The following is a 21,740-nucleotide window of genomic DNA, read 5'->3' as shown; positions in this document are numbered from 1 at the left end:
CTTACACCGGTTCAGCGACGTAATCGGCGCTGTAAAGCAGCTTCACGTTCAGGGTCTACCCACCAGGCATCTAAATCCATGGCATATTTAGGGAAGGGCTCGGGGTAACCAAATTTATCCCAAATAGCGATCCGCGTCTCACCTGAATGATAGTGGGGGATAACGTAAAAGCCCCAGCGCAATACACGATCCAGTGCTTGCGTGATGGTATTGAGTTCATCCCGGTCATCGGCGCGAATAAGTTGCTCTACCAGCGCATCAACCGCGGGGTTTTGTAGGCCCATGCGGTTGCGGCTTTGTGGTGAATCTGCGGCGTCGCTGGTCCAGAAGTCACGCTGCTCGTTTCCTGGGTTATTGGACTGAGGAAAGTGGCTAATCACCATATCAAAATCAAAATTGCGTTGCCGATTAAGATATTGATTGATATCGACAATGCGCAGTGATGTTTGTACCCCTAGTCGCGCCATGTTGCGCAGCATCGGTTGCACGACACGCTCGAGTCCCGAATCGTAGAGTAATACTTCCAAGCGCAATGGTTGCTGGGTGTCCTTGTCAACTAAAATACCGTCCTCTACCCGGTAGCCAGCGTCGCGGAGTAGATTCAGCGCTTTGCGTAGTCGCTCGCGTAGATCTGTGGGCTCTTGGATAGGAAGCGGCTCGGTGAATAAGCGATCCGACCCATGGGAGGCAATCAGTTCTTCCTTGAAGGGCTTTAGCAGCGCTAGCTCTTCTTCCGAGGGGAGGCCTTCAGCTTCCATGTCGGAGTTCTGGAAAAAACTTTCCGTGCGTCGATACGTATCGTAGAAAATATTGGTATTCAGCCAAGGAAAATCAAACGTTAGGCTCAAGGCTTCACGAACGCGGGGATCCTGGAATTTTTCCTTGCGCAAGTTAAATACAAACGCCTGCATCATGGACGGGTTAACGTCGGGGACGGTGATGCGTTTCACCAAGCCTTCTTCATAGGCAGGAAAATCGTAACCAATGGCCCAAGTGGCGGCGCGGGCGTCAATACGGAAGTCTGTAAGTCCCGCTTTGAAAGCTTCCCAGGCAATATCCCGGTCTCGGTAATAATCATAGATCACACGGTCTATGTTATAGCGGCCAACGTTAACCGGCAGATCTTTGCCCCAATACTGCTCGTCGCGCTGGTAAACAATCTGACGTCCAGGGTTTACCTCGGCTATTTTATAAGGGCCAGAGCCAGGGTGGGCTGCCAGCGTCGGCGCGGTGAAATCATGCTTTTCCCAATAATGCTGCGGTAAGATAGGCAGTTGGGCAATGATAAGCGGCAGTTCGCGGGATTCTTGGTCGCTAAGGATAAAACGTACCTGGTGCTCATTCACCGCCACGGCTCGCTCAACGCCTGCGTAGTAGCTGCTGTAGAAGGGATTGCCTTCTTCACGCAACAGATCCAATGAAAACACGACATCGTCGGCGGTGACGGGCTCACCATCCTGGAAACGTGCCTCAGGCCGAATATCGAATTCAATCCATTGGCGGTCAGGGTCAAGGCGTACACCTTCAGCAAGCAAACCGTATAAGCTGAACGGTTCGTTAGGATTACTCGCCAATAAGGTGTCATAGATTCGAATGACACCTGTTGCCGGGGTGCCCCGAATAATAAACGGATTCGTCGAATCGAAACTGCCACCCACAGCGGTGTGCTTGATGCTACCGCCTTTTGGCGCATCAGGATTGACGTGGGGAAAGTGCGGAAATTCCTCTCCAAGGGCTGGAGAGCCATACAGCGACAACGCATGTCGGGTTTCAATGGGTGTCGCGCCATCCGTGGCGGGCGTCGGTGTGTTGCTATTGGCATCGTCGCTATTGGCATCGTCGCTATTGGCGTAAGGGCTTGCCAACGCCAGTAACGCGAGTAGAACGAAGCGAGTAACGCTTAAAACGGGCCGCACAATAACGCCGCAGTGCATGGGGCAATTTCCCTATCGACAAGGCAAATATTCTTAACGTTCTGAAAGTGTCAGGAGTTGGCCCGCTTGTAAAGCATCGGGACGCTCAATCGCGTTCAATCGAATTAATTCTTGCGCGCTGAGATTATAGCGATTAGCAATCGCCGATAAACTATCGCCGCGTTCAACCCGGTAAGTATCCGGCGCGTTACGGGCAGCAATCTGACGGTCGTTGGCACCGTTAGAAAGCTGGGCGAGTTTGCGATGACTGACTTCTTCCGGCACCAGCAGTGTTTGAGCATCCGATGGGTGTAGAGACCCATTTAAGAGCCCAGGATTGAGATCGGCCAACGCCGACTTGTCTACGTCCAGCATCCTGGATGCTTCAGACAAAGTGACCGAATGCTCAAGCTTTACCTTGGCGAAAGCAGGATCGGTGTGAATGTCCGGCAAGTTGATGCCATAGCGTTCTGAGTCATCGATGATGGTGGCGATGGCAAGTAACTTGGGCAGGTATTGCATGGTTTCATTTGGCAGCTTCAGATCCCAATACTCGCCAATTTTCCCCTGGCTTTCGGCGCGACGTTTCGCTTTATTCACCGTGCCAGCTCCCGCGTTGTAAGCCGCGAGCGAAAGTTGTAAATCACCTTCGTACCATTGATCAGCTTGCATTTCGAGATAGTCGAGCGCGGCATTTGTCGAGCTAACCACATCGAGCCGACCATCATAATGCCCATTACGAACCAGACCGAGTGCGTCGCCGGTGCGAGGCATAAATTGCCACAGGCCAGCTGCGCCCATGTGGCTATAGGCGCCCGTGTCGAAAGAACTCTCAACAAAGGGAATGAGGGCCAGTTCCCCCGGCAATTGCCGCTCGCTTACTTGCTGGGTGATCCATGCGAGCCAAGGCGTTGCGCGCTTGGTGATGGTGGCGATGTTTTCAGGACTCGCTAAATAATGATCAATCCATTCGTCCACGCGCGCTTGAGCGTCAGCCGGTAGCGACTGATCACGCCAATGAAAGCTTTCTCGCAGTTTGCTCCAGGCATCCTGAGGCTCCAGCGTAAGCTCCTCCCAGAAGTGCATCGGGGACGGACGAGCGGTGGCTAAGCTATTGGCGTCGCTAGACGCCATGCGTGGAGAGGCGTCATAGTCTGTTGTAGAGGCTTGCGAACTTGCCGCAGCCGCCAATATCAGGCTCATGATCACCGTACTGCCAGCGCTTAATAAAAGGCGTTGGCGAATCGTGCGATAGGTCATAGTGGTTTACGTCGTTGCGATAGCGTTTAGAAACGATTCTTCCACTCGCGAAGAGTGGCGAACGTTGCGAGATCATCATCAATGGATCCCTGTTTGCTTGCCGCTGTGCGTACGCTTTCGGTATTCACGCGCAAGTAGGGATTGATTTTCAGCTCGCGTCCTATCGTGCTGGGTAAGGTGGGGCGATCTAATGCCCGTGCCTTCTCACACTCCGTTAAGGCGTGTTTGACGTCTGGATTTTCCGGATCAGCCTCGTTAGCAAAGCGAAGGTTCGCCAGCGTATATTCGTGGGCGGCGAATACAAACGTTTCTTCTGGCAGCGCTGCAAAACGAGTTAGGGCCTTATGCATCTGCTCCGGCGTGCCCTCGAAGAGGCGGCCGCAACCGGCGCAGAACAGGGTGTCACCGCAAAACAGTAAAGGGGGAATCCCTGGTGTAAAATAACTGATATGGTCTAACGTGTGTCCAGGCGTCTCAAAGACCTCAAATAGACGGCCCATAACGCGGATTTCGTCACCGTCGCCAACACGCTCGTCAATACCCTCAATTGAGGGGTTATTAGGGCCGATAACCCTCGGTGTATAACGCCTGATTAACTCACCTAAACCGTCTGTGTGATCTGGGTGATGGTGTGTAATCAGGATGGTGCTGAGAGACAACGATTCACGTTCAAGGAACTCAATCACGGGGAGCGCTTCACCTGGATCCACTACGCACACTTCTTGGCTGGTATCTTGACGAAGCAGCCAAATATAGTTGTCGCTTAAGGCGGGAATCGGTGTCACGCTCAACATTGGCGAGATCCTTTAAAGATGAATTAGCACTTGCATTTGATAGTGTTTCTATGATGCATGCAAGACGCCAAAAAGTCGCTACTTTGGAAGGTTGAGCGGTACATGTCAAATTCAGCAGCGCCAGCGTCACTAGCGAAGCAGCTATCAGCGAGCCGAATCTACTGGGATTCGGAGGCCGGAAAATCGCTATGGGCGTCCCAGCGAGCCTGCTTAGGGCCGGTTGTTGACTCGCGATCGGGCGGTCATAGTCTTGAGGTCAGTATGGGGCCGCCGCTGATGTCAATGTCGGATATTGCGCATAAACTTCAATGGTCACCCACCCGGGATAGTGCCACAAGCGAGCAGACCCTGATTTGTCCAGCCGAGCGATTGGCATTACCCGATCGCTGCTTGGATGTCGTGGTGCTGCATCATTGGTTGGAGCACTTACCCGATGCCCACCATGTTTTGCAAGAGGCTACGCGAGTAACCTCGGATAGCGGCATCTTGGTACTTTTTGGCTTTAATCCGGTGGGTATTAGCGGCCTCGTCAAACAATGGCGTAAACGCCAAGGCCAATATCCCTGGAATGGGCAATGGCGCACCGCCAGCCAGATGGGCGACTGGCTGAGGTTTGTCGATTTTGAGGTCGAGCGAGTAGACTATTGCTGCTTTAGAGGCTGGCCTGGAAGCCGCTGCATCGAGCATTGGGAATCTCTGGGCCGCCGCTATAATTGCCCGCTGGGAGAAAGCTATATGTTGCTGGCCAAGCGTCGCCAGCGTCATGCGCCTGCGCAGCGCATTAAGTTTGGGTTAAAAGCGCCGCTAACTGCCAGCTCACTGGGTGCTACGCGCTCCAAGAGTGATTAGCAACGTCATGAACAGCATAGCGTAAGAGATTAAGAACGCGACCTCATAGATCTAAGGACCCTCAACGTGACAGAGACTGACCGGTTGCCAGAAGTAACCGTGTATACCGATGGCGCCTGCCGGGGCAACCCGGGCCCAGGTGGATGGGGCGTCGTGCTAGCCAGTGGTGAGCATGAGAAAACCCTCTATGGGTTTGAAGCACTTACCACCAATAACCGAATGGAACTGATGGCGGCTATTATGGCGCTACGCACGCTGAATAAACCGTGTCAGGTCGCGATTTGGACCGATTCTCAATACGTTCGGCAGGGCATTACCCAGTGGATCCATAATTGGCGGAAGCGTCAGTGGAAAACCGCCGCCAAACAGCCGGTAAAAAACGCCGAATTGTGGCAGCAGTTAGATGCCGAAGCCCAACGGCATCAGGTTGAGTGGCATTGGGTAAAAGGCCATAGCGGTCATCCCGGCAACGAGCGCGCCGATGCACTTGCCAACCAAGCGATTGATGAAGCCAAACAAAACGCATAGGAGACTCAGATGCGCCAAGTCATATTGGATACGGAAACGACCGGCATCGATCCTAAAGATGGTCACCGCTTGGTAGAAATCGGTGCCGTGGAAATGGTCAACCGGCGTTTCACGGGCCGCACTTATCATCAGTACATCAACCCCGAGCGGCACATCGACGCAGAAGTGGTGGCGGTACACGGGATTGATGACGCGAAAGTCGCCAACGAACCGGTATTTGCTCAAGTCGCTGACGCTTTTTGGTCATTCATCGAAGGGGCCGAGCTGGTTATTCATAACGCGCCCTTCGATGTGGGTTTCATTGACCACGAATTAAACATGTTGTCGGGCCGCGCTAACCCGCTGGGGCCAGTCCGTGATCACTGTCGCGTCCTCGACACACTGGTCATGGCCAGAAAAATGCACCCTGGCCAGCGCAATAGTCTCGATGCGTTATGTAAGCGTTACGATATCGATAATGGCCACCGCGTATTGCACGGCGCATTATTAGACGCGGAGATCCTGGCTGAAGTATATCTGGCCATGACCGGCGGGCAAACTGCGCTGACGCTGGATGCTGAAGCTAACCAATCACAGAACAGCGATACACCCGCTGAGACAGGTTTATCCATTCAGCGCATGACGCTAACGCCCGGCCAGCTGCGTGTCATTACGCCGAATGAGCAAGAGCAGCAAGCCCACCGGGCAAAGTGTGAGACACATCAGCTTCGCTGGTTTGGGGATACGGTACGCGATGCTTAAACGAGAAATTCCCCACCAGGCGCGCGAAGGGCGCGTTCTGCTTATTTCGCGCAGCCGGTTGGCCCCCGCATCACCTTCAGTCGATAAGACGTTAACGCCACTGCAGGGTTGGCAGCCATGGACCAGTGACATGCAGCCGCTGTGCTACTGGGAAGACGAGCCCGTCGCGCTGCAGCTAGCGTCGTCGCCTGGAGACGAGTGGATAGACGGGCGTAAGTGGATGAGCGAACTGCCGTCGCAGTGGTATTCGCTGCTTTCAACCGCCTTGCAAGTAGGCGCATGGCTTGAGAATCATCGCTTTTGTGGCCGCTGTGGCGCAGAAGCCACCAAGCTGGCAACAGAGTTTGCCATGCATTGCCAAGCTTGCGGCCATCGTAACTATCCGCGGATTTCTCCCTGCATTATTACGCTTGTCACCAGTGGCGAAGCCATGCTTTTGGCCCGTAGCCCGCGTTTTCCACCTGGACGCTATTCGACCCTGGCAGGTTTTATAGAGCCGGGGGAAACGGCCGAAGAAGCCGTGCACCGGGAAATCTTTGAGGAAGTCGGCGTTCACGTCAGCCAGTTGAAATATTATCAAAGCCAGGCCTGGCCGTTTCCCCACTCGCTGATGCTAGGCTATTTTGCCGAAGCCACCACGCGCAGAATCCGCATTGACGGCGTGGAGATAAGCGATGCGGCGTGGTTTTCACCACGCCAGTTGCCCGCGCTGCCGCCGGTCTACTCGATTTCGCGTGAGCTGATTGAAACCCATTTAGCTCGTTGGCGGTAGCCTGGCGATTACTCGCCAGGAAATAAGCTGGTGAGCTTGGTGGCTAGCATCACGTTGCCCGTGGCTTTGAGTTTCCCCGTCATGAACGCCGTCATGCCGTTTATATCGCCATTCATGATGCCTTTTAGCGTGTCAGTGCTCATGCTTAAGCTCACGGATGGGTCGTCATGCTCGCCTTCATGAATATCGAGCTTGCCATCCTGAATATCGAGATAATGGCTGCCGGCATCGGAGAAATGAAACTGGAAAACCTCATCCATCCCTTGAGCTGCTTTCGGATCAAAGCGGGACTGCAACTTTTCTAGGGTATTCGTTGACATAATAAAGTTCCGTTAATTGCAATGTAGATAATATTGTCGGGCAAGTTGTAGCATCACTGTACAATATTGCGACTTTGCAAAGAGGATATTTCAAACATACGTTTCATATCAAGCACTGTTTTAATGCGCTGACCACCAACGGTCGCGTGAGTAGCGGCTTAATGTCAATTGTTCAAGGAGATATACGTGAGCGAATGGGTAGTAGAGATAGGTACGTTTATCGTACAAGCCTGCATTATCGCGGCCATCGTGGGTATTGGTATATTGCTTATTGCACGTGCTAAATCCGAAGGTGATCGGGACTTAACGCTTCACGTAGAAGCGTTACACGATCGTCGGCGTAGCCGTGCAAGACGCATCCGCCTTGCCACAACACCTGCTGGCATCCGTAAAAAATTACTCAAAACCTTTCAAAAAGAGGATAAGCACCGTCGTAAGCAAAAGGCTGACATCGAGACCCCAAATGTATGGGTACTCACCTTCAAAGGCGATATAAAAGCGTCAGCCACTGAACACTTTGCTCAAGAAATCTCGGCGCTTATCGAGGTGGCTAAACGCGACGACGAAGTAGTGATTTGCCTTGAGTCGCCCGGCGGGTTGGTTCACGCCTATGGTTTAGCTGCCGCCCAGCTTGACCGTTTAAGAGAGGCGGGGCTTACGACGACCGTTTGTGTCGATAAAGTCGCGGCAAGCGGTGGTTATTTAATGGCATCCACCGCGCATCACATCAAAGCAGCGCCTTTCGCCGTCATTGGCTCCATTGGCGTCGTCGCACAAATTCCTAACATTCATCGCTTACTGAAGCGTCACGATGTAGATGTTGAAATGCTAACGGCGGGTAAATATAAACGTACGCTGACCATGCTGGGGGAGAATACCGAAGAAGGGCGCGAAAAATTCCTCGAAGACCTGGAGAACACGCACCGCTTATTCAAGCATTACGTTGGCGAGCGCCGCCCCGCCATGGACATCGATGCGCTGGCAACGGGCGAGATTTGGTATGGCAGCGAAGCACTCGAGCGAAACTTAGTCGACAGCGTGGGCACCAGCGAAGCCTATTTGATGGAGCGTATCGGACAAGCCTATGTTTATCGCGTCACATTAGAAGCCCCCAAAACGATAGGCCGTAAATTTGGACTGGCAATGGCCAGCGGAGTAGAAAACGCCGTGCTAAAAGGGGTAAGTATGCTGGAAGCGACCGGTTGGCATCGGCGCTAACACACTTGGCGTTTAAGCTAACCTACCCCTGTTTAAAAGTTTCAGGCCGCAAAGTGATCCGCCAAGGTGCTGATAATGGCCTTGGCGCTATCACTGCTAAGCGAATAATAAATTGTTTGCGATTCGCGTCGTGTATCCACCAAATGATCGCGTCGCAAAATCGCAAGGTGTTGTGATAACGCCGATTGACTCAGTGCAAGCTGTTGATTGATTTGCGTTACCGATAGTTCTTTCCCGGCTAACAAGCACAATATTTGTAAGCGTTTCTCATTCGCCAACGCTTTTAATAAATTGGTTCCTGCCTCAATGGCGCGTCCGTTATTGTCTAGCAGGCGGGCAGCACTTGTGGAAGCCGACATGGGTATCTCCTAGCCTACCCTCGAGAGGTAGCATTGTTATAGGTTGTTGAGGGCATCGTCACGTTGTAGGTTCTGATTATTTAATGATCAATAATTTAGCGGGATTTGTCCAAGTGGTGGTTTAACGGTTAATCAGCGGTATTTGTCGACAATGAAGCAGAGCGATGAGCCTTTTGAAGGATTTCAGTCTATCGTCGTAAGGTTTTTCGCTTGTTTTGCGCATAAAGTGTCAACAATCATCTGGGCTTTTCCTAACCACAACAACAATAGGTGCCTCCTATGCGCCGTTATCAGCAGATTTACCAGCAGTCCATCGAGCAGCCAGAACGTTTCTGGGCCGATCAGGCGAAGCGAATTCCCTGGTTAATCCCTCCGGCAACGATATTGAGCTATGACGACCAGCAGCATGCACGTTGGTTTCCCGATGGTGAGATGAACCTCTGCCATGCTGCGCTGGATTATCATGTTGAAAACGGCCGAGGCGACCAAGCCGCTATCTTCTGGGATTCTCCCGTTACCCACGCGCAGCAAACAATTACCTACCGTGAGCTGTTGGAAAGGGTGGCCACTTTTGCCGGAGCGCTTGCGCAATTAGGCGTCGAAAAGGGCGACCGCGTGGTCATTTATATGCCGATGATTCCGGAAGCCGTTGTCGCCATGTACGCCTGTGCCCGGCTTGGCGCGGTTCATTCCGTGGTATTTGGCGGCTTTGCTCCCAACGAACTCGCCGCGCGTATTGAAGACGCCGCGCCTAAAGTGGTGGTGGCCGCCTCCTGCGGCATCGAGGTGAGTCAAGTTGTGGCGTACAAACCCATTCTTGATCAAGCGATTGCGCTAAGCACGCATCAGCCGGAAGCCTTCATTATCAAGCAGCGTGCGCAATGCGAGGCGCCGCTTGATGAGCGCCAATATGATTGGGATACGTTGGTAAGCCAGGCCTCACCGGCTGACTGGGTACCGGTTAAAGGCACCGATCCGCTTTACGTGCTGTATACCTCTGGCACCACGGGAAAACCTAAAGGCATCGTTAGGGACACCGCTGGTTATGCTGTAGCACTTGCCTACTCGATGGAGGCGGTTTATGACCTGGCGCCAGGCGATGTGTTTTTTACCGCCTCGGATGTCGGTTGGGTGGTGGGCCACTTTTATATTGTTTACGGCCCGTTGCTTCGTGGCTGCACGACTGTGCTGTTCGAGGGTAAGCCAGTGAAAACGCCCGATGCGGGCAGCTTTTGGCGTCTCATCGAAAAATATAACGTTACCAGCTTCTTCAGTGCGCCCACTGCCTTTCGAGCGATCAAAAAAGAAGACCCGGACGCGCAATATCTGTCGCAATTCGATATCAGCAGCCTTAAGCATCTTTATGTGGCGGGCGAGCGGCTTGATCCGCCAACCTACCACTGGCTTGACGATCTGCTTGACGTTCCAGTGATTGATCACTGGTGGCAAACAGAAACCGGCTGGCCTATCGCCTCGAACCTCCCAGGCATTGAGCCAATGCCCACTAAACCCGGGTCGGCGACCGTTCCCGTACCAGGTTTTAATGTGCAGGTGCTGAACCGAGACGGTCAGCAAGCAAATCCCATGGAGCAGGGCAGTGTGGTTATCAAACAACCCATGCCGCCGGGTTGTTTGACGGGCGTTTGGGGCGACCCCCAACGCTTTCATTCTGCCTACATGGCCGCATTCCCAGGCTACTACTTAACCGGAGACAGTGGTTTTTTTGACGAGCAAGGCTATCTCTTCATTATGGGCCGCACGGATGACGTGATAAACGTGGCCGGCCACCGACTTTCGACCGGGGAAATGGAAGAAGTAGTAGGCGGGCATCCAGCGGTGGCCGAGTGTGCGGTGATCGGTATTCACGATAACCTTAAAGGGCAGTTGCCCGTAGGCTTAGTGATTCCCAAAGATAGCTATACTGACGGGCCTGAGGCCCTAGAAGCAGCGTTGATCGCCCGCGTCCGTGAGCAAATTGGCCCCATTGCTTGCTTCAAGCAAGTCATTGTTGTGGATCGACTGCCCAAAACACGGTCAGGCAAAATTTTACGTAAACTGTTGAGAAACCTTGCCGATGGCCAAGAGGTGGGGATCCCGTCAACCATCGATGACCCCACCAGCGTGGATGATGTCCACCGTGCCATGTGCGACCACCAGGTGGGCAGCGCGAATAAGGCGCCTCCGCTTATCTAGCATTGCTTAGCGCCTACTTTTATTGCGGTCGAGAAGGCGTATAATGCGCCTCTCACCGCACTCAGGTGCGCAATGCGTTGAGGGTTCCCTAACCCCTCGTCTTCATAAAAAGGCTCCGTATGTTCGTATTAAGCGACGCTCAGCACCGCCGTTGCCTCGCCGTGATGGTGGCATTTCATATTGGCATTATTGCGGCCAGTAATTATCTCGTTCAGCTTCCCTTCACCTTGTTTGGCTTTCATACCACCTGGGGTGCCTTTAGCTTTCCCTTCATCTTTTTGGCCACCGACCTGACCGTCCGCCTATTTGGCAAGGGGCCTGCGCGTGCCATTGTGTTGCGTGTCATGCTGCCTGCACTAGTGGTGTCCTATGTGGTATCGGTGGTGTTCCCCCAGGGGCGTTACGCCGGCTTGGAGGCATTAAGCGAGTGGAACCTGTTTGTTGCGCGGATTGCCCTGGCGAGCTTTTTAGCTTACGTCGTCGGGCAATTGCTGGATGTACAGGTGTTTGATCGTTTGCGCCAGTGGGTGTGGTGGGTGGCTCCGGTGTGCTCGACCGTATTGGGTAATTTGGCCGACACCTTTGCGTTTTTCTCTGTGGCGTTCTACCAAAGTCCTGACCCCTTTATGGCCACCCATTGGGTAGAAATCGCCGCCGTCGATTACGCTATTAAGTTGGCGGTTAGCTTGCTGTTCTTTCTGCCTTTGTATGGCTTATTGTTATCCTGGCTAACCCGCAGGCTGGTGGTGTGGACAGACCAGCCCGACACCGCGCCGCGTACCGCATAGACGCCTAATACGCTAATTACCAAGGAGCCTCCATGACACCGGTAGACTTGTATTACCTCGACCAGCCATCGGATGAGCATCCCGACGCGACACCGCTGGTGGTGATTCACGGGCTTTTGGGTAGCGCCGATAACTGGCGTTCGCACCTTAAGGTGTGGCAGACATCGCGTCGGGTGATTGCGATCGATTTGCGTAACCATGGCCGCTCACCCCATGCAGCCGGGATGAGCTACGCGCAGATGACCGCTGATGTGCTGGCTGTCATGGACAAGCTATCGCTTTCTCGCGTACACGTGCTGGGGCACTCAATGGGCGGGAAGGTGGCGATTAGCTTAGCGCGCCAGCATCCCGAGCGTGTTGCCTCGTTGGTGGTAGCGGATATTGCGCCGGTGACCTACCAGCACGGCCATGACGATGTATTCGCTGCGCTAGAGCGCGTGAGAGAAGGGCAGCCGGCTAATCGAAGAGAAGCCGATGATTTGCTCGCAGAGCACGTGGATTCGCGGCCGACTCGGCTTTTTCTGGCTACTAACTTAGTGCGGAGCGAGCAAGGTGGGTTGACGCTGCGCGTTGGGCTGGATCATATCCGTCAAGACTACGAAGCTATCATCGGCGTACCCGCAGGTACGGCGGCCTACGAGGGGCCAACCCTGGTGCTGCGCGGCGATGAATCACCCTACGTCTCCGATGCCATGCTGCCTGCATTGCGCGATATGCTGCCCAGCGCGCGCGTGGTTACGCTTAAGCAAGCCGGGCACTGGCTGCATGCCGATCAGCCAACTGCCTTTCAACAATCGGTTGAGGCATTTTTGGCGGCGCAAACCCCCTGATAGTGGTTTACAAAGGCGTTATGGATAAACCGTGCTCATCCGGCTGGCGTAAAAAACGCTGCAGAATGCGATAGCTATCGATATCAAAGCTGGCGGGGATGGGGTCGAGTTTTTCTGCCGCTGCAAGCGTCGCGGCAGAGCCCAGATAAGACCATTGATTCACAATATGCCAAGCGGCTTTGTCACTCCCTGCCGGGGCTTCCTTAATGGCAATTCGTCCTGGCCATGGCCACGTATTGACCTGCAAGGGGTGCAATGCTCGGCGTGCTCGTTGGCTATGAGCAGTGATCGTTTCGTTACCCCAGCAAGCGCCGCGACATTTACCGACTTGGCTGCTAAAACAGCGGCCTTTGCCCTTTTCCAGGCCAAGCACGCGGGGGCAAAGTTGGTGAGTTTCGGCCAGGGTACGCAAGGTTTCTTTCGCCTCACGGGCATTACGAAACAACCCATAGAAAACGCCGGCTGATGAATGATTGAGCACGTTGCCGCTGAGCAGCTCGGGCTGGGAGGCATCATCTGGCCAGTGCCAGGTGGTTAACTTACGTTGTTTGCGCAATTGGCGATTCATGATCGGCAACAAAGATTTGACCAGTTGTGCTTCGCGCAGCTGGGCGCCTAAGTCACCCGCCGTTTCTTCCCATTCAATGTGCTGTATCTGCTCGGCAAGTCGCATTTCTTTATCATCCTGGCGGGCACGCTGAAAATGATCGCGAACCCTGTCACGCAACCTAACGCTTTTGCCGACATAAAGCGGCAGCCGGTTATGGCCGTAAAACAGGTAAACCCCTGGGCCAGATGGCAGTTGGTCGAGGATATCACTATCAAGATGCGTAGGCAGATGACGACGCTTGCGCTCTTCATCGAGTAGGGATTGCCATTGTTCTTCGGTGAGCTGTTGCTGCCACGTTTGCCAAATACGCCATAAGCCCATGACATCTTGCTCGGCACGATGAAGGCCTATGGTTTCAATCTGGTAGCGGTCGAGTACGGCACCCAGATGGTGTTGCTGAGCGTCGGGCGACATGCGGCGCGATAAACGCAGCGTACATATCAGTGAAGGGCGGTAATTAAACCCAACGCGCTGAAATTCATGGCGTAAAAATCCCTCATCAAAGCGCGCATTGTGCGCGACCAAGGTGGCATCGCCTAACCACGCCCGCAGTGATTCGGCGATTTGCTCAAAGCGAGGAGCGGCATACACCATGGCATCATCAATACCTGTCAACTGAGACACCTGATTAGGGATTCGGCTCCCAGGATTGACCAGGCTTGTCCAGCGATCGACTTGTTCGCCCTGAACAATTTTTAACGCGGCGATCTCGGTGATTCGATATCGTGTGGCCCGCGTGCCGGTGGTCTCAACATCGATCAATACAAGCGTTGGCTGGGTCATGCATCTGCCTTGCTAAAGGGCGTGAGGGTCGATGGCTAAGCGCGATACGGGAAGCTGCTCTTGGGTAACGCCTTCTTCTTGCAGAAACCGCTCAAAGGCATGATAGCGCCGGTTATTCACTGCGCCTGGTGACAACGCGATACGCCTCAGCATGTCTGGCCAGTTGTCCGCATTGATGGGGTTATCAAGTACAGGCTCGGCATCAATCAGCAACTGCCAGGCAGCATCGGGGTTTTCCAGCATCCAATGATGAGCCTTTTCAATGGCCGCCACCACTTGAGCCCAGGTATCCGCGCGTCGGGCAGCACCATCACGGTTGGCTAGCAAGACAAGGCCGTCGTAGCGTGGAATATCCAATGCATCGTGGCGAATGACTCGCGTATTAATCCCTTCACTCGCTAACTGCGCTGGCAATGACTGGAAAGGCGCATCGACCACTGCATCAACCTGTTCCTCCTCGAAGGCGCGCCGAGCATCAAAATGAAGGTTGGCGGGTGGAGCTAGATTGCCTGACTGGGTAAGTGCATCGGGCACGATGAGGGGAATAAATAGATCACGACCTTCACGGGTCGAGTAGCCATAACGTAACGTTGCTAAATCCTCTTTGATAGGCTCGTCAAGCTCTCCGGACACCACCACCGCCCTAAGCGGCGTTTCGATCAGCGTTGCAATACGCACGACGGGCGCGCCGTTATGCGCATAGAGGTGCAGTGCTGGTTGGCGGCTAAGGGCAAAATCGACCTCATCCGCGGCTAATAACTTAAGCGCAATGGTCGGATCCGCAGGGGTTTGAAGCTCCACTTCCATTCCCTGCGCGGCAAATAACCCGCGCTGTTGGGCAATAATCAGCCCGGCATGCTGCGGACTCAAAAACCAATCCAGCATAATGCGGATACGTTGAATCGGCGGCGGCTCAAGCGGTAGAGCGGGCGTATCGGCTTTGCTGGGTGCCTCTTGAAACGCCTCGTTGGCATCGGGTTCGGTAGTCCACCAAGCAGGGGGCACGATCACTCGAGTGTTGAGTTCGAGCGAGTCACCACTGGCGTCATTCGGTGTTTCTGACTCATTTGCGTATGTGATTGAACTTACGAATAATACAAAAACCTGGATGATCAGTAAAAAGTACCTAGTGCGACACAAATAAGTCAGCATTGTCATCAACTCCCAGTAACGTAGACCAAAGTGTATCTGGCCTGGAAAGCTTCTGACCAGCCTTCAATTGACGATTGTCGACAAACATGGCGCAGTAACTTCAACGGTAGCATGCGATAATGAAGCGGCATTAAGAACAGACGGAGAGTCATGGACGCAATCTATACGTTTTTTTTGATCGGCGGTTCTTTAATGGCGCTCAGCATTTTGGGGAGCCGCCTATCCGCCATGATGGGCGTGCCGCTTCTTCTTATCTTCCTGGGTCTGGGAATGGTGGCCGGCGAAGAAGGGCTGCTAGGGCTCGAGTTCGATGACTACTTCATGGCCTTTACGATCGGCCATCTCGCCCTGGCGATGATCCTGCTCGATGGCGGTCTTCGCACCCGCCTCAAAACCTTCCGTGTCGGCTTCAGGCCGGCGCTTTCGCTTTCCACCTTCGGGGTGTTTATCACCAGCGCCATTATCGGCGGCATCGCGATGCTGGTGTTCGACTTAACCCTGGTGGAAGGCTTGCTGGTCGGCGCCATTGTAGGCTCAACCGATGCGGCAGCCGTGTTTTCGATGCTCAGCGGGCGTGGCGTCAACCTCAACGAGCGGGTCGGGGCCACGCTCGAAATCGAGTCGGGCACCAACGACCCGATGGCCATTTTCCTGACCTTGATGCTGGTCGACATATTGGTAGGCGACATTGGCGGCCCGCTCGAGACGCTGTTGTTTTTCACCGCCCAGTTCGGCATCGGCCTGGTGGTCGGGATTGGCGGCGGCTGGCTGAGTGCTAAGCTGCTGCGCTGGCTCGACCTGGCGCCGGGGCTCTACGCCATGCTGGCCCTTGCGCTGGGTTTCAGCGTGTTTGGCCTCACCAGCGTACTCGGCGGCAGCGGCTTCCTGGCCATCTACCTGGCGGGCCTGATGATCGGCAACCAGCCGGGGCGCCACCTCAATTTCATACTGCCCGTCCACGATGGATTGGCATGGCTCAGCCAGATTGGGCTCTTCTTGGTGCTAGGGCTGTTGGTTACCCCCAGCGAACTGTGGGAAGTGGCCTTGCCGGCTGGGCTCGTCGCTCTCGCGCTAATCTTTATCGCCCGCCCCCTGGCCGTGCTGATTACCATCAAGCCGTTTTTTAAGTTTCGCTGGCGAGAAACCTGGTTTATTGCCTGGGTAGGGCTGCGTGGGGCGGTGCCAATCGTGCTGGCGATTTTCCCGCTGATTGGCGGGGTGGAAGATGCCTCGCTCTACTTCAATATTGCCTTTGCGGTGGTGTTAATGTCGCTGCTCATCCAGGGTGGCTCGCTTACACTGGTGGCCCGGTGGCTCAAGGTAGAGGTGCCGACGGGTACCACGCCAGACCGTCGCGGGCCGCTGGGTATATTGCCGGAAAACGATTATGAAATGTTCGTTTACCCGGTTGAAAACAAAGACCTGGAAGATGTGCCTATTCGTCTGCTGCGCTTTCCCTCTGGGGCACTGATTTCAGCGTTGTTCCGTGAACATGCCATGCTTCACCCCAAGGGCAGCACCCGACTCAAGCTTGGCGATGTAATTTGTGTCATTGGCCGTTCGGAAGACCTCACCGCACTCAACCGTCTCTTTAACGGCGACTCAAAGCTCAAGCAAGAGCGTGCCTTCTTCGGTACCTTTACCCTTGATGCCAGCGCGCAAATGCAAGACATCGCCCAAGCCTACGGCTTAACCCTAAGCCCAGGTGAAAAGGAAATGACCCTGGCTGATTTTGTATCCCTACGCGTAGGCGGGCACCCAGTGGTTGGAGACGATGTCGATTGGCATGGCATCCACTGGGTTGTTAGTGATATGCAGGGCGGCAGAATTACCCGTGTCGGGCTAAGGTTGTACTAAAGGCGTTGACTTCCAAGGAAAAGCTGGTAGTATATGCAGCCGTAAGCCGGAGGGATGGCAGAGCGGTTGAATGCACCGGTCTTGAAAACCGGCAAAGGTTAATAGCCTTTCCAGGGTTCGAATCCCTGTCCCTCCGCCACCTCGATATTAAAGCCCCTGATTCGTCAGGGGCTTTTTTCTTGTCTGAAATAAAGCAGTCCCACCATTTATTCCCCATACTGATATTTATCAGACAGGTCACCTATACCTACTCATAACCTTGTGCGCATCTTTCAAGAATTAATCTAAAGTGAACTTCTGCCATAGAGAGATTTCTAGGGCCGACATGGGCGGCTCCAACAGTAGATTGAGTTCGCCGAAGTTGAGGTAAGTCCCCCAGAAAACTCAGCACCAACGACGTTCGCATGTGGTCGGCTCTTGCCTAGCTCACCAGCCGCCTCCTAGTGCCCCCTAATCGCCGTGAGATCGGCCACCAATGTCACATTTGGCTCTGCCAACGCGAATTAGCGATTCCGCAGGATAGTGGCATCCGGCACAATGTCCTCACTGTCAGGCGTAAGGGGCCTGCGTCGCACATAGCCGTGCCTATGTGCCTGCCTCCCGCCACTGCCGTCATTTTCCTGGCATCAAGCAGTTCCAAATAGCCATTGAAATACGCATCAGCTTTTTTTTAGGCTTCGCAGCGCTAACACGTGCACAGGCTAAATATGCCGCTCGTAAGCTTGGGCAATTACTGCTTCCAACACCCAGTTAGCTGGTGACTTTTTCGCTTGGTCAACCGGGCCGATAAATCTCGGTTTCTCCTCGGTGCGCATTGAAAAGCCTTCAGGCGAGCTGACAATGAGACCTCGTCTTAGCGCTCTTTCACGGTGATCTTCGCGACGGCGGCCGCTCTATCCCGGAGCGCAGCCTGGCTAAGTGTCCAGGCATCTTGCTCGATGGAGAATATGCGCCGCAGCCAAGCCAATACCAACCGCCGGGTCGCTTCCAGCGCCTCGGGATCCTCTGCCTCGGTTTCTTTCGCGTCGAGCCCCGCGATTCCGCCAAGCCCGTGGCCCACGCCACTGATTGCCAGCAGGGCATCGGCCCCCGGCGCGTCGTGGAAGACATCCGCGTGCCACTCGGGGCCGCGTGGCGTGAAATGCGGGTCATCTTCCGCGCCGCAGACCACAAGGGTGGGCAGTTCGATGCCGCTGAAATCCACGTCGAAGAAGGGAAAGCGCCGAGCATGGTCGGGCGTCAGATCGGCACCGCCACGCCCTGGAGTCGCCAGCAAGACACCCGCACGGATGCGCGGATCGGAGAAATCCTCCCCATACAAACGTCCGCCAAGCAGCAGGCTGCAGGTGTGGCCGCCGAAGGAGTGGCCCGCCACCGCGATCCGGTCGTGATCCAGACGTCCTGCGATGGCGGGAGCCTGCCGTTCGATCTCGGCCAACTGGTCGAGGATGGCACGCATCTCGACTACTCGCTCACGCCAGTAGAAGGGGCCTTCAGGTCGGTCGGGGTCAAGTCCGCCGACCCGTGAACTAGCGTGTGTCGGTTGAATGACGGCGATGCCCCGTTCTGCCCAGAACTGGGCGAGCGGGGCATAGCCGTCTTTCGAGGGAATATAGCTCGATGGACCAAAGCCGTGCGACAGGATCACGATCGGCAGGGCGTCCCCGGCTGCCGGCGCAGTAAGGCGCAGCTCCAGGGGTTGGCGGCCAGGCATCTCCAGGCAGATCGGCGTGTAGGCCACTGTCATGGAGGGATCCGGCGTCGGCAGTGCGCGGGACAGGTTGATCAGTCGGTTCATCTATTAGCCTCCTTGTTTGATGAGCAGGAGAGTATAGACAGCGATTACCCGTTCATGCGATACACAAATGTCCAAATTGTTTCATCAGGAGTCCAGGAGTATGCCCGATGGTATCGAAGACCCCCTGTCCAGTGTCGTCACGTTGCTCAAACCTGCGGTGTCTATCTCAAAACTGGTCGAGGCGGGTGGCCAGTGGCAGGTCGAGCGGTATGACATGGCCAGCCCCTTCTATTGCGCGATGGTCGAAGGGGTCTGTCGGGTTGAGGTGACCGATCGGAAGCCGGTTACGCTGGTGGCCGGAGACTTCGTCCTGATCCCCGATCTGCATGACTTTCGCATGACCAGCGAGGTGCCGCCGGAGCCAAGAGGTTCAGGCCGGCCGCTTGAAATCGAACCCGGGCGGGTTCGCCTCGGCCCGGCGGACGCCCCCGTGGAGATGCGCGCGCTGGTTGGGCATTGCCGCTTCGATACGCCCGCGAGCGACTTGCTGGTGTCACTGCTGCCCGAGATGATCCATGTCTCCGGGCACGATCGCCTGATGGCCTTGGTGCCGGTGATCCACGAGGAGACCCGCGCCGACCGGCCGGGGCGTGAGCTGATTCTCCAGCGGCTGCTGGAGGTGCTGCTTATTGAGGCGTTCCGCTCGGGGCCTGCCGTGGACATGCCGCCGGGGCTACTGCGCGGGCTGTCCCATCCGCGACTGGCCGCCGCTTTGCAACGCATCCACGCGGATGCAGGTGGCGAGATTTCCGTCTCCGGGCTGGCGAAAGACGCGGGTATGTCCCGCTCCGGATTCTTCGAGAAGTTCCGGAAGGAAATCGGACGCGCGCCGATGGAATACGTAACGGACTGGCGCATGGCCATTGCCAAGACGCTGCTACGGCAGGGCAAACTTACCAACACGGAGATAGCTCTGCGGGTCGGCTACGGATCCGCCAGTGCCTTCGGTATGGCATTTGTTCGGCACGAGGGCTTTTCTCCCGGTGCGTTTGCAGGCAAGCAAGGCCGTAAGAGAGGTTCAAAGGGAGTGGCTTGATGACAGTGGCTATGATGTACAGGTTGTCTCCACTCATGGAGCAATGCTGTGTTGGGACTCAAAGTGCGAATTCACCGCGAACAGGCCAAAGCACTGCTCCTGAATCAGGATTCCTCACTGAATTTGGCATGACAGTATGCTGAGTTTTTCTATCAAAGATGTTACCCCACTGGCCCACTGCAGGGCAGTGGGCCAGTGGGGTAACGATCAGTTTTGAAGGAAGTTGAGCAGATCCTGGTTGAGCCTATCGGTCAAACCGTGGGTAGCACCCTCGTACACGATCAATTCCGCGCCTTCTACCAATGCCGCAGACGCTTGGCCCGAGATTTCTAAGGGTACGATTTGGTCGTTGTCGCATCCAAAAGCGGTAGGGCGCCGCTGCTTCAATCTCCCCGAATCGGCGCCACCTGGAAAGCAGTGCTGCCAAGCTCGAACAAGTCATTGGCATAGCCCAGAGCGTCAGCACGCAAGCCGTGAGCTTTGACCGATAAAAACTGACACACTAAAATAGTGTGTCGCCAAGCCGCCTACGGGCGGCTTTTTTCACGTCTAGGGCTTTTTTGTTTCTAGGTCTTCCATTTCCTTCCTAGCATGCTTCTATTAAATGCACCGGTCTTTCACTGTGTCCAGATTGTGTCTGGGAATGTTCGACAACCTCTGCCGGCGTGCTCCGTACTGAGCGACTTCCGATCTGGTCGACCACGCGGGGGCAGAGCGTGTCCCTGTGAGTCGCCACCCATTACGTGAAACTGAACAACCAGTATGCCACCGCCCGGGTGCGCCCTGTAGGTTTGTTGCCGTACTGAGCTGGATCACAACGATACGGTGTGGGCGATGCTGGAGCGGATCGTGGTCGATTATCAACGCTGGGAGCGCCAGCAACGGTTACTCGACCAGATAGCTGGAGGTATCGCTTGAATAGAGATCAGAGGCGCAAGGCTTTGGAGTGGATTTATCATCGGTTTATGGATTGGGAACTAAACCAGGAGTTAGGGCTATGAGCTTGATTCAAAAGCACGGCCAGAACATGGATGGAAGAGACTTTATCGTTGGCGACATTCATGGGCAGTACGACCTGTTGCTTGAGGCCATGGCGCGCGTTGACTTCGATAAGGCAAAGGATCGCTTGTTTTGTGTGGGTGACTTGATCGACCGGGGTGCGGATTCTTTCAAGTGCTTGTCGCTAGCCTTTGAGCCTTGGTTTTTCGGCGTGCGTGGCAATCACGAGATGTTGGCCATTGATGCGCTTGAGCGTGGGGGAAGCGCGGAAGACCTTTGGATGATCAACGGCGGCACCTGGGCGATCACAGAGAACATGATCGAAGTCCGACAAATTCTGCGCGAGGCGCTGAAGTATCTGCCTTACGCCCGCCAGGTTGAGGTGTCGGGACAGCAGGTTGGTATCGTTCATGCCGAACCACCTGCGGACTGGTCGCAGGTTGAAATGGCGGACGATGTAGGCAAAGAGGAAATGGTATGGGGTCGGACTCGTATAAAGACCAGGGACACGACGCCAGTGTCCGGCATCGACGCCGTAGTGGTCGGGCACACCATTCTTGAGCAGCCTACTTGGCTGGGCAATGTGTTCTATATCGACACCGGTGCCTTTCAGACGGGCCGGTTGACGTTGATCAATGCCCGAGAGGTGTTGGCATGAGCAAACCATTGCCAAAAAGCCACGTCGCCCACGGGCGCTCAAGAATGACGGCGCCCTGCGGGCGAGGGCCGTTGATTGGGAAGGGCAGGAGCAAGCCGTGCTCATCCGTTGGCTGTATGGGGAGAAGATGCGCGGCAATCCGGTAGGCGAGTTGTATGACGCCACGTTCCATGTGCCAAACGGTGGTCATCGCAATAAGAAGACTGCAAGCGATCTCAAACGCCAGGACAATCTTGCGGCCTTGCGCGAGCTTACATAGTGCAAAGCATAGCCATGATGATG

At 54.9% G+C, this 21,740-nt stretch carries 20 protein-coding genes and 1 tRNA gene; 13 read left to right on the top strand and 8 right to left on the bottom strand.

The features are described 5' to 3' along the window. Positions 1–11: 11 nt before the first annotated feature. Genes BLR97_RS03555 through gloB form a run of 3 tightly spaced genes read right to left on the bottom strand, consistent with a single transcriptional unit; the run spans position 12 to position 3,967 of the window. The gene (locus BLR97_RS03555) at positions 12–1,934 is read right to left on the bottom strand and encodes an extracellular solute-binding protein (protein ID WP_089702548.1); all 1,923 of its coding nucleotides are present in this window, start codon (positions 1,932–1,934) and stop codon (positions 12–14) included. A 33-nt stretch (positions 1,935–1,967) separates the two neighbouring features. Beyond that, positions 1,968–3,173, bottom strand: coding sequence for a transglycosylase SLT domain-containing protein (locus BLR97_RS03550; protein ID WP_089702546.1), 1,206 nt, complete (start codon positions 3,171–3,173; stop codon positions 1,968–1,970). A gap of 26 nt (positions 3,174–3,199) precedes the next feature. Then, positions 3,200–3,967, bottom strand: a complete 768-nt coding sequence (gene gloB, locus BLR97_RS03545) for a hydroxyacylglutathione hydrolase (RefSeq protein WP_089702544.1) — start codon at positions 3,965–3,967, stop codon at positions 3,200–3,202. 102 nt (positions 3,968–4,069) lie between these two features. On the opposite strand from gloB, the gene BLR97_RS03540 reads away from it, so the two are divergent. From BLR97_RS03540 to nudC, 4 genes are all read left to right on the top strand, one after another. Continuing rightward, entirely contained in the window at positions 4,070–4,816 is a 747-nt protein-coding gene (locus BLR97_RS03540; RefSeq protein WP_089702542.1) for a class I SAM-dependent methyltransferase, read from the top strand. Between the two features lie 66 nt (positions 4,817–4,882). Further along, on the top strand, positions 4,883–5,344 hold the full coding sequence (gene rnhA / locus BLR97_RS03535) for a ribonuclease HI (RefSeq protein WP_089702539.1): 462 nt from the start codon (positions 4,883–4,885) through the stop codon (positions 5,342–5,344). A gap of 9 nt (positions 5,345–5,353) precedes the next feature. Further along, positions 5,354–6,085 carry a DNA polymerase III subunit epsilon gene (gene dnaQ / locus BLR97_RS03530; protein WP_089702537.1) on the top strand — a complete coding sequence of 244 codons (732 nt, stop codon included), beginning with the start codon at positions 5,354–5,356 and terminating at the stop codon, positions 6,083–6,085. Next, positions 6,078–6,857 (top strand): NAD(+) diphosphatase, encoded by a 780-nt coding sequence (gene nudC, locus BLR97_RS03525; protein WP_089702534.1) that lies wholly within the window; start codon positions 6,078–6,080, stop codon positions 6,855–6,857. The genes dnaQ and nudC overlap by 8 nt, the downstream gene beginning before the upstream one ends. A gap of 8 nt (positions 6,858–6,865) precedes the next feature. Here the strand turns inward: nudC and BLR97_RS03520 are convergent, their stop codons facing one another. Continuing rightward, positions 6,866–7,177 carry an SCP2 sterol-binding domain-containing protein gene (locus BLR97_RS03520; RefSeq protein ID WP_089702532.1) on the bottom strand — a complete coding sequence of 104 codons (312 nt, stop codon included), beginning with the start codon at positions 7,175–7,177 and terminating at the stop codon, positions 6,866–6,868. 186 nt (positions 7,178–7,363) lie between these two features. Between BLR97_RS03520 and sohB the strand changes: the two genes are divergently transcribed. Continuing rightward, positions 7,364–8,395: a protease SohB gene (sohB, locus tag BLR97_RS03515; protein WP_089702530.1), complete on the top strand. Its 1,032-nt coding sequence runs from the start codon at positions 7,364–7,366 to the stop codon at positions 8,393–8,395. A gap of 41 nt (positions 8,396–8,436) precedes the next feature. Here sohB and BLR97_RS03510 read toward each other — a convergent pair whose 3' ends face one another. Continuing rightward, entirely contained in the window at positions 8,437–8,754 is a 318-nt protein-coding gene (locus tag BLR97_RS03510; protein ID WP_089702528.1) for an ArsR/SmtB family transcription factor, read from the bottom strand. 279 nt (positions 8,755–9,033) lie between these two features. Between BLR97_RS03510 and BLR97_RS03505 the strand changes: the two genes are divergently transcribed. From BLR97_RS03505 to BLR97_RS03495, 3 genes are all read left to right on the top strand, one after another. Next, positions 9,034–10,947 carry a propionyl-CoA synthetase gene (locus tag BLR97_RS03505; protein WP_089702526.1) on the top strand — a complete coding sequence of 638 codons (1,914 nt, stop codon included), beginning with the start codon at positions 9,034–9,036 and terminating at the stop codon, positions 10,945–10,947. A gap of 119 nt (positions 10,948–11,066) precedes the next feature. After that, complete coding sequence (locus tag BLR97_RS03500) at positions 11,067–11,735, top strand: 7-cyano-7-deazaguanine/7-aminomethyl-7-deazaguanine transporter (RefSeq protein WP_089702524.1); 669 nt, start codon at positions 11,067–11,069, stop codon at positions 11,733–11,735. Positions 11,736–11,767: 32 nt separating this feature from the next. Then, positions 11,768–12,565, top strand: a complete 798-nt coding sequence (locus BLR97_RS03495; RefSeq protein ID WP_089702522.1) for an alpha/beta fold hydrolase — start codon at positions 11,768–11,770, stop codon at positions 12,563–12,565. Between the two features lie 7 nt (positions 12,566–12,572). On the opposite strand, the gene BLR97_RS03490 is transcribed toward BLR97_RS03495, so the two are convergent. Both BLR97_RS03490 and BLR97_RS03485 read right to left on the bottom strand, forming a co-directional pair. Further along, positions 12,573–13,958 (bottom strand): 3'-5' exonuclease family protein, encoded by a 1,386-nt coding sequence (locus BLR97_RS03490; protein WP_089702520.1) that lies wholly within the window; start codon positions 13,956–13,958, stop codon positions 12,573–12,575. A 12-nt stretch (positions 13,959–13,970) separates the two neighbouring features. Further along, the gene (locus BLR97_RS03485; protein WP_244511177.1) at positions 13,971–14,963 is read right to left on the bottom strand and encodes an ABC transporter substrate-binding protein; all 993 of its coding nucleotides are present in this window, start codon (positions 14,961–14,963) and stop codon (positions 13,971–13,973) included. 297 nt (positions 14,964–15,260) lie between these two features. Between BLR97_RS03485 and BLR97_RS03480 the strand changes: the two genes are divergently transcribed. Further along, a complete protein-coding gene (locus BLR97_RS03480; RefSeq protein ID WP_089702517.1) occupies positions 15,261–16,967 on the top strand; it encodes a potassium/proton antiporter in 1,707 nt (568 codons plus the stop codon). Positions 16,968–17,015: 48 nt separating this feature from the next. Further along, positions 17,016–17,106: transfer RNA gene (locus BLR97_RS03475), tRNA-Ser, on the top strand. Between the two features lie 714 nt (positions 17,107–17,820). On the opposite strand, the gene BLR97_RS03470 is transcribed toward BLR97_RS03475, so the two are convergent. Continuing rightward, positions 17,821–18,765 (bottom strand): alpha/beta hydrolase family protein, encoded by a 945-nt coding sequence (locus BLR97_RS03470; protein ID WP_089702515.1) that lies wholly within the window; start codon positions 18,763–18,765, stop codon positions 17,821–17,823. Between the two features lie 100 nt (positions 18,766–18,865). Here BLR97_RS03470 and BLR97_RS03465 point away from each other — a divergent pair, with 100 nt between their 5' ends. From BLR97_RS03465 to BLR97_RS03450, 3 genes are all read left to right on the top strand, one after another. Continuing rightward, positions 18,866–19,801 (top strand): AraC family transcriptional regulator, encoded by a 936-nt coding sequence (locus tag BLR97_RS03465; RefSeq protein ID WP_089702513.1) that lies wholly within the window; start codon positions 18,866–18,868, stop codon positions 19,799–19,801. Positions 19,802–20,798: 997 nt separating this feature from the next. After that, positions 20,799–21,458, top strand: coding sequence for a metallophosphoesterase (locus BLR97_RS03455; protein WP_089702509.1), 660 nt, complete (start codon positions 20,799–20,801; stop codon positions 21,456–21,458). Beyond that, the gene (locus BLR97_RS03450) at positions 21,436–21,717 is read left to right on the top strand and encodes a hypothetical protein (protein WP_089702507.1); all 282 of its coding nucleotides are present in this window, start codon (positions 21,436–21,438) and stop codon (positions 21,715–21,717) included. The genes BLR97_RS03455 and BLR97_RS03450 overlap by 23 nt, the downstream gene beginning before the upstream one ends. Positions 21,718–21,740 lie beyond the last annotated feature (23 nt).

The sequence above is a fragment of the Vreelandella arcis genome (assembly GCF_900103865.1).
Lineage (GTDB): Bacteria > Pseudomonadota > Gammaproteobacteria > Pseudomonadales > Halomonadaceae > Vreelandella > Vreelandella arcis.
Note: the sequence above shows the minus strand (reverse complement) of the source record. Positions and strands in the feature narration are given on the sequence as shown.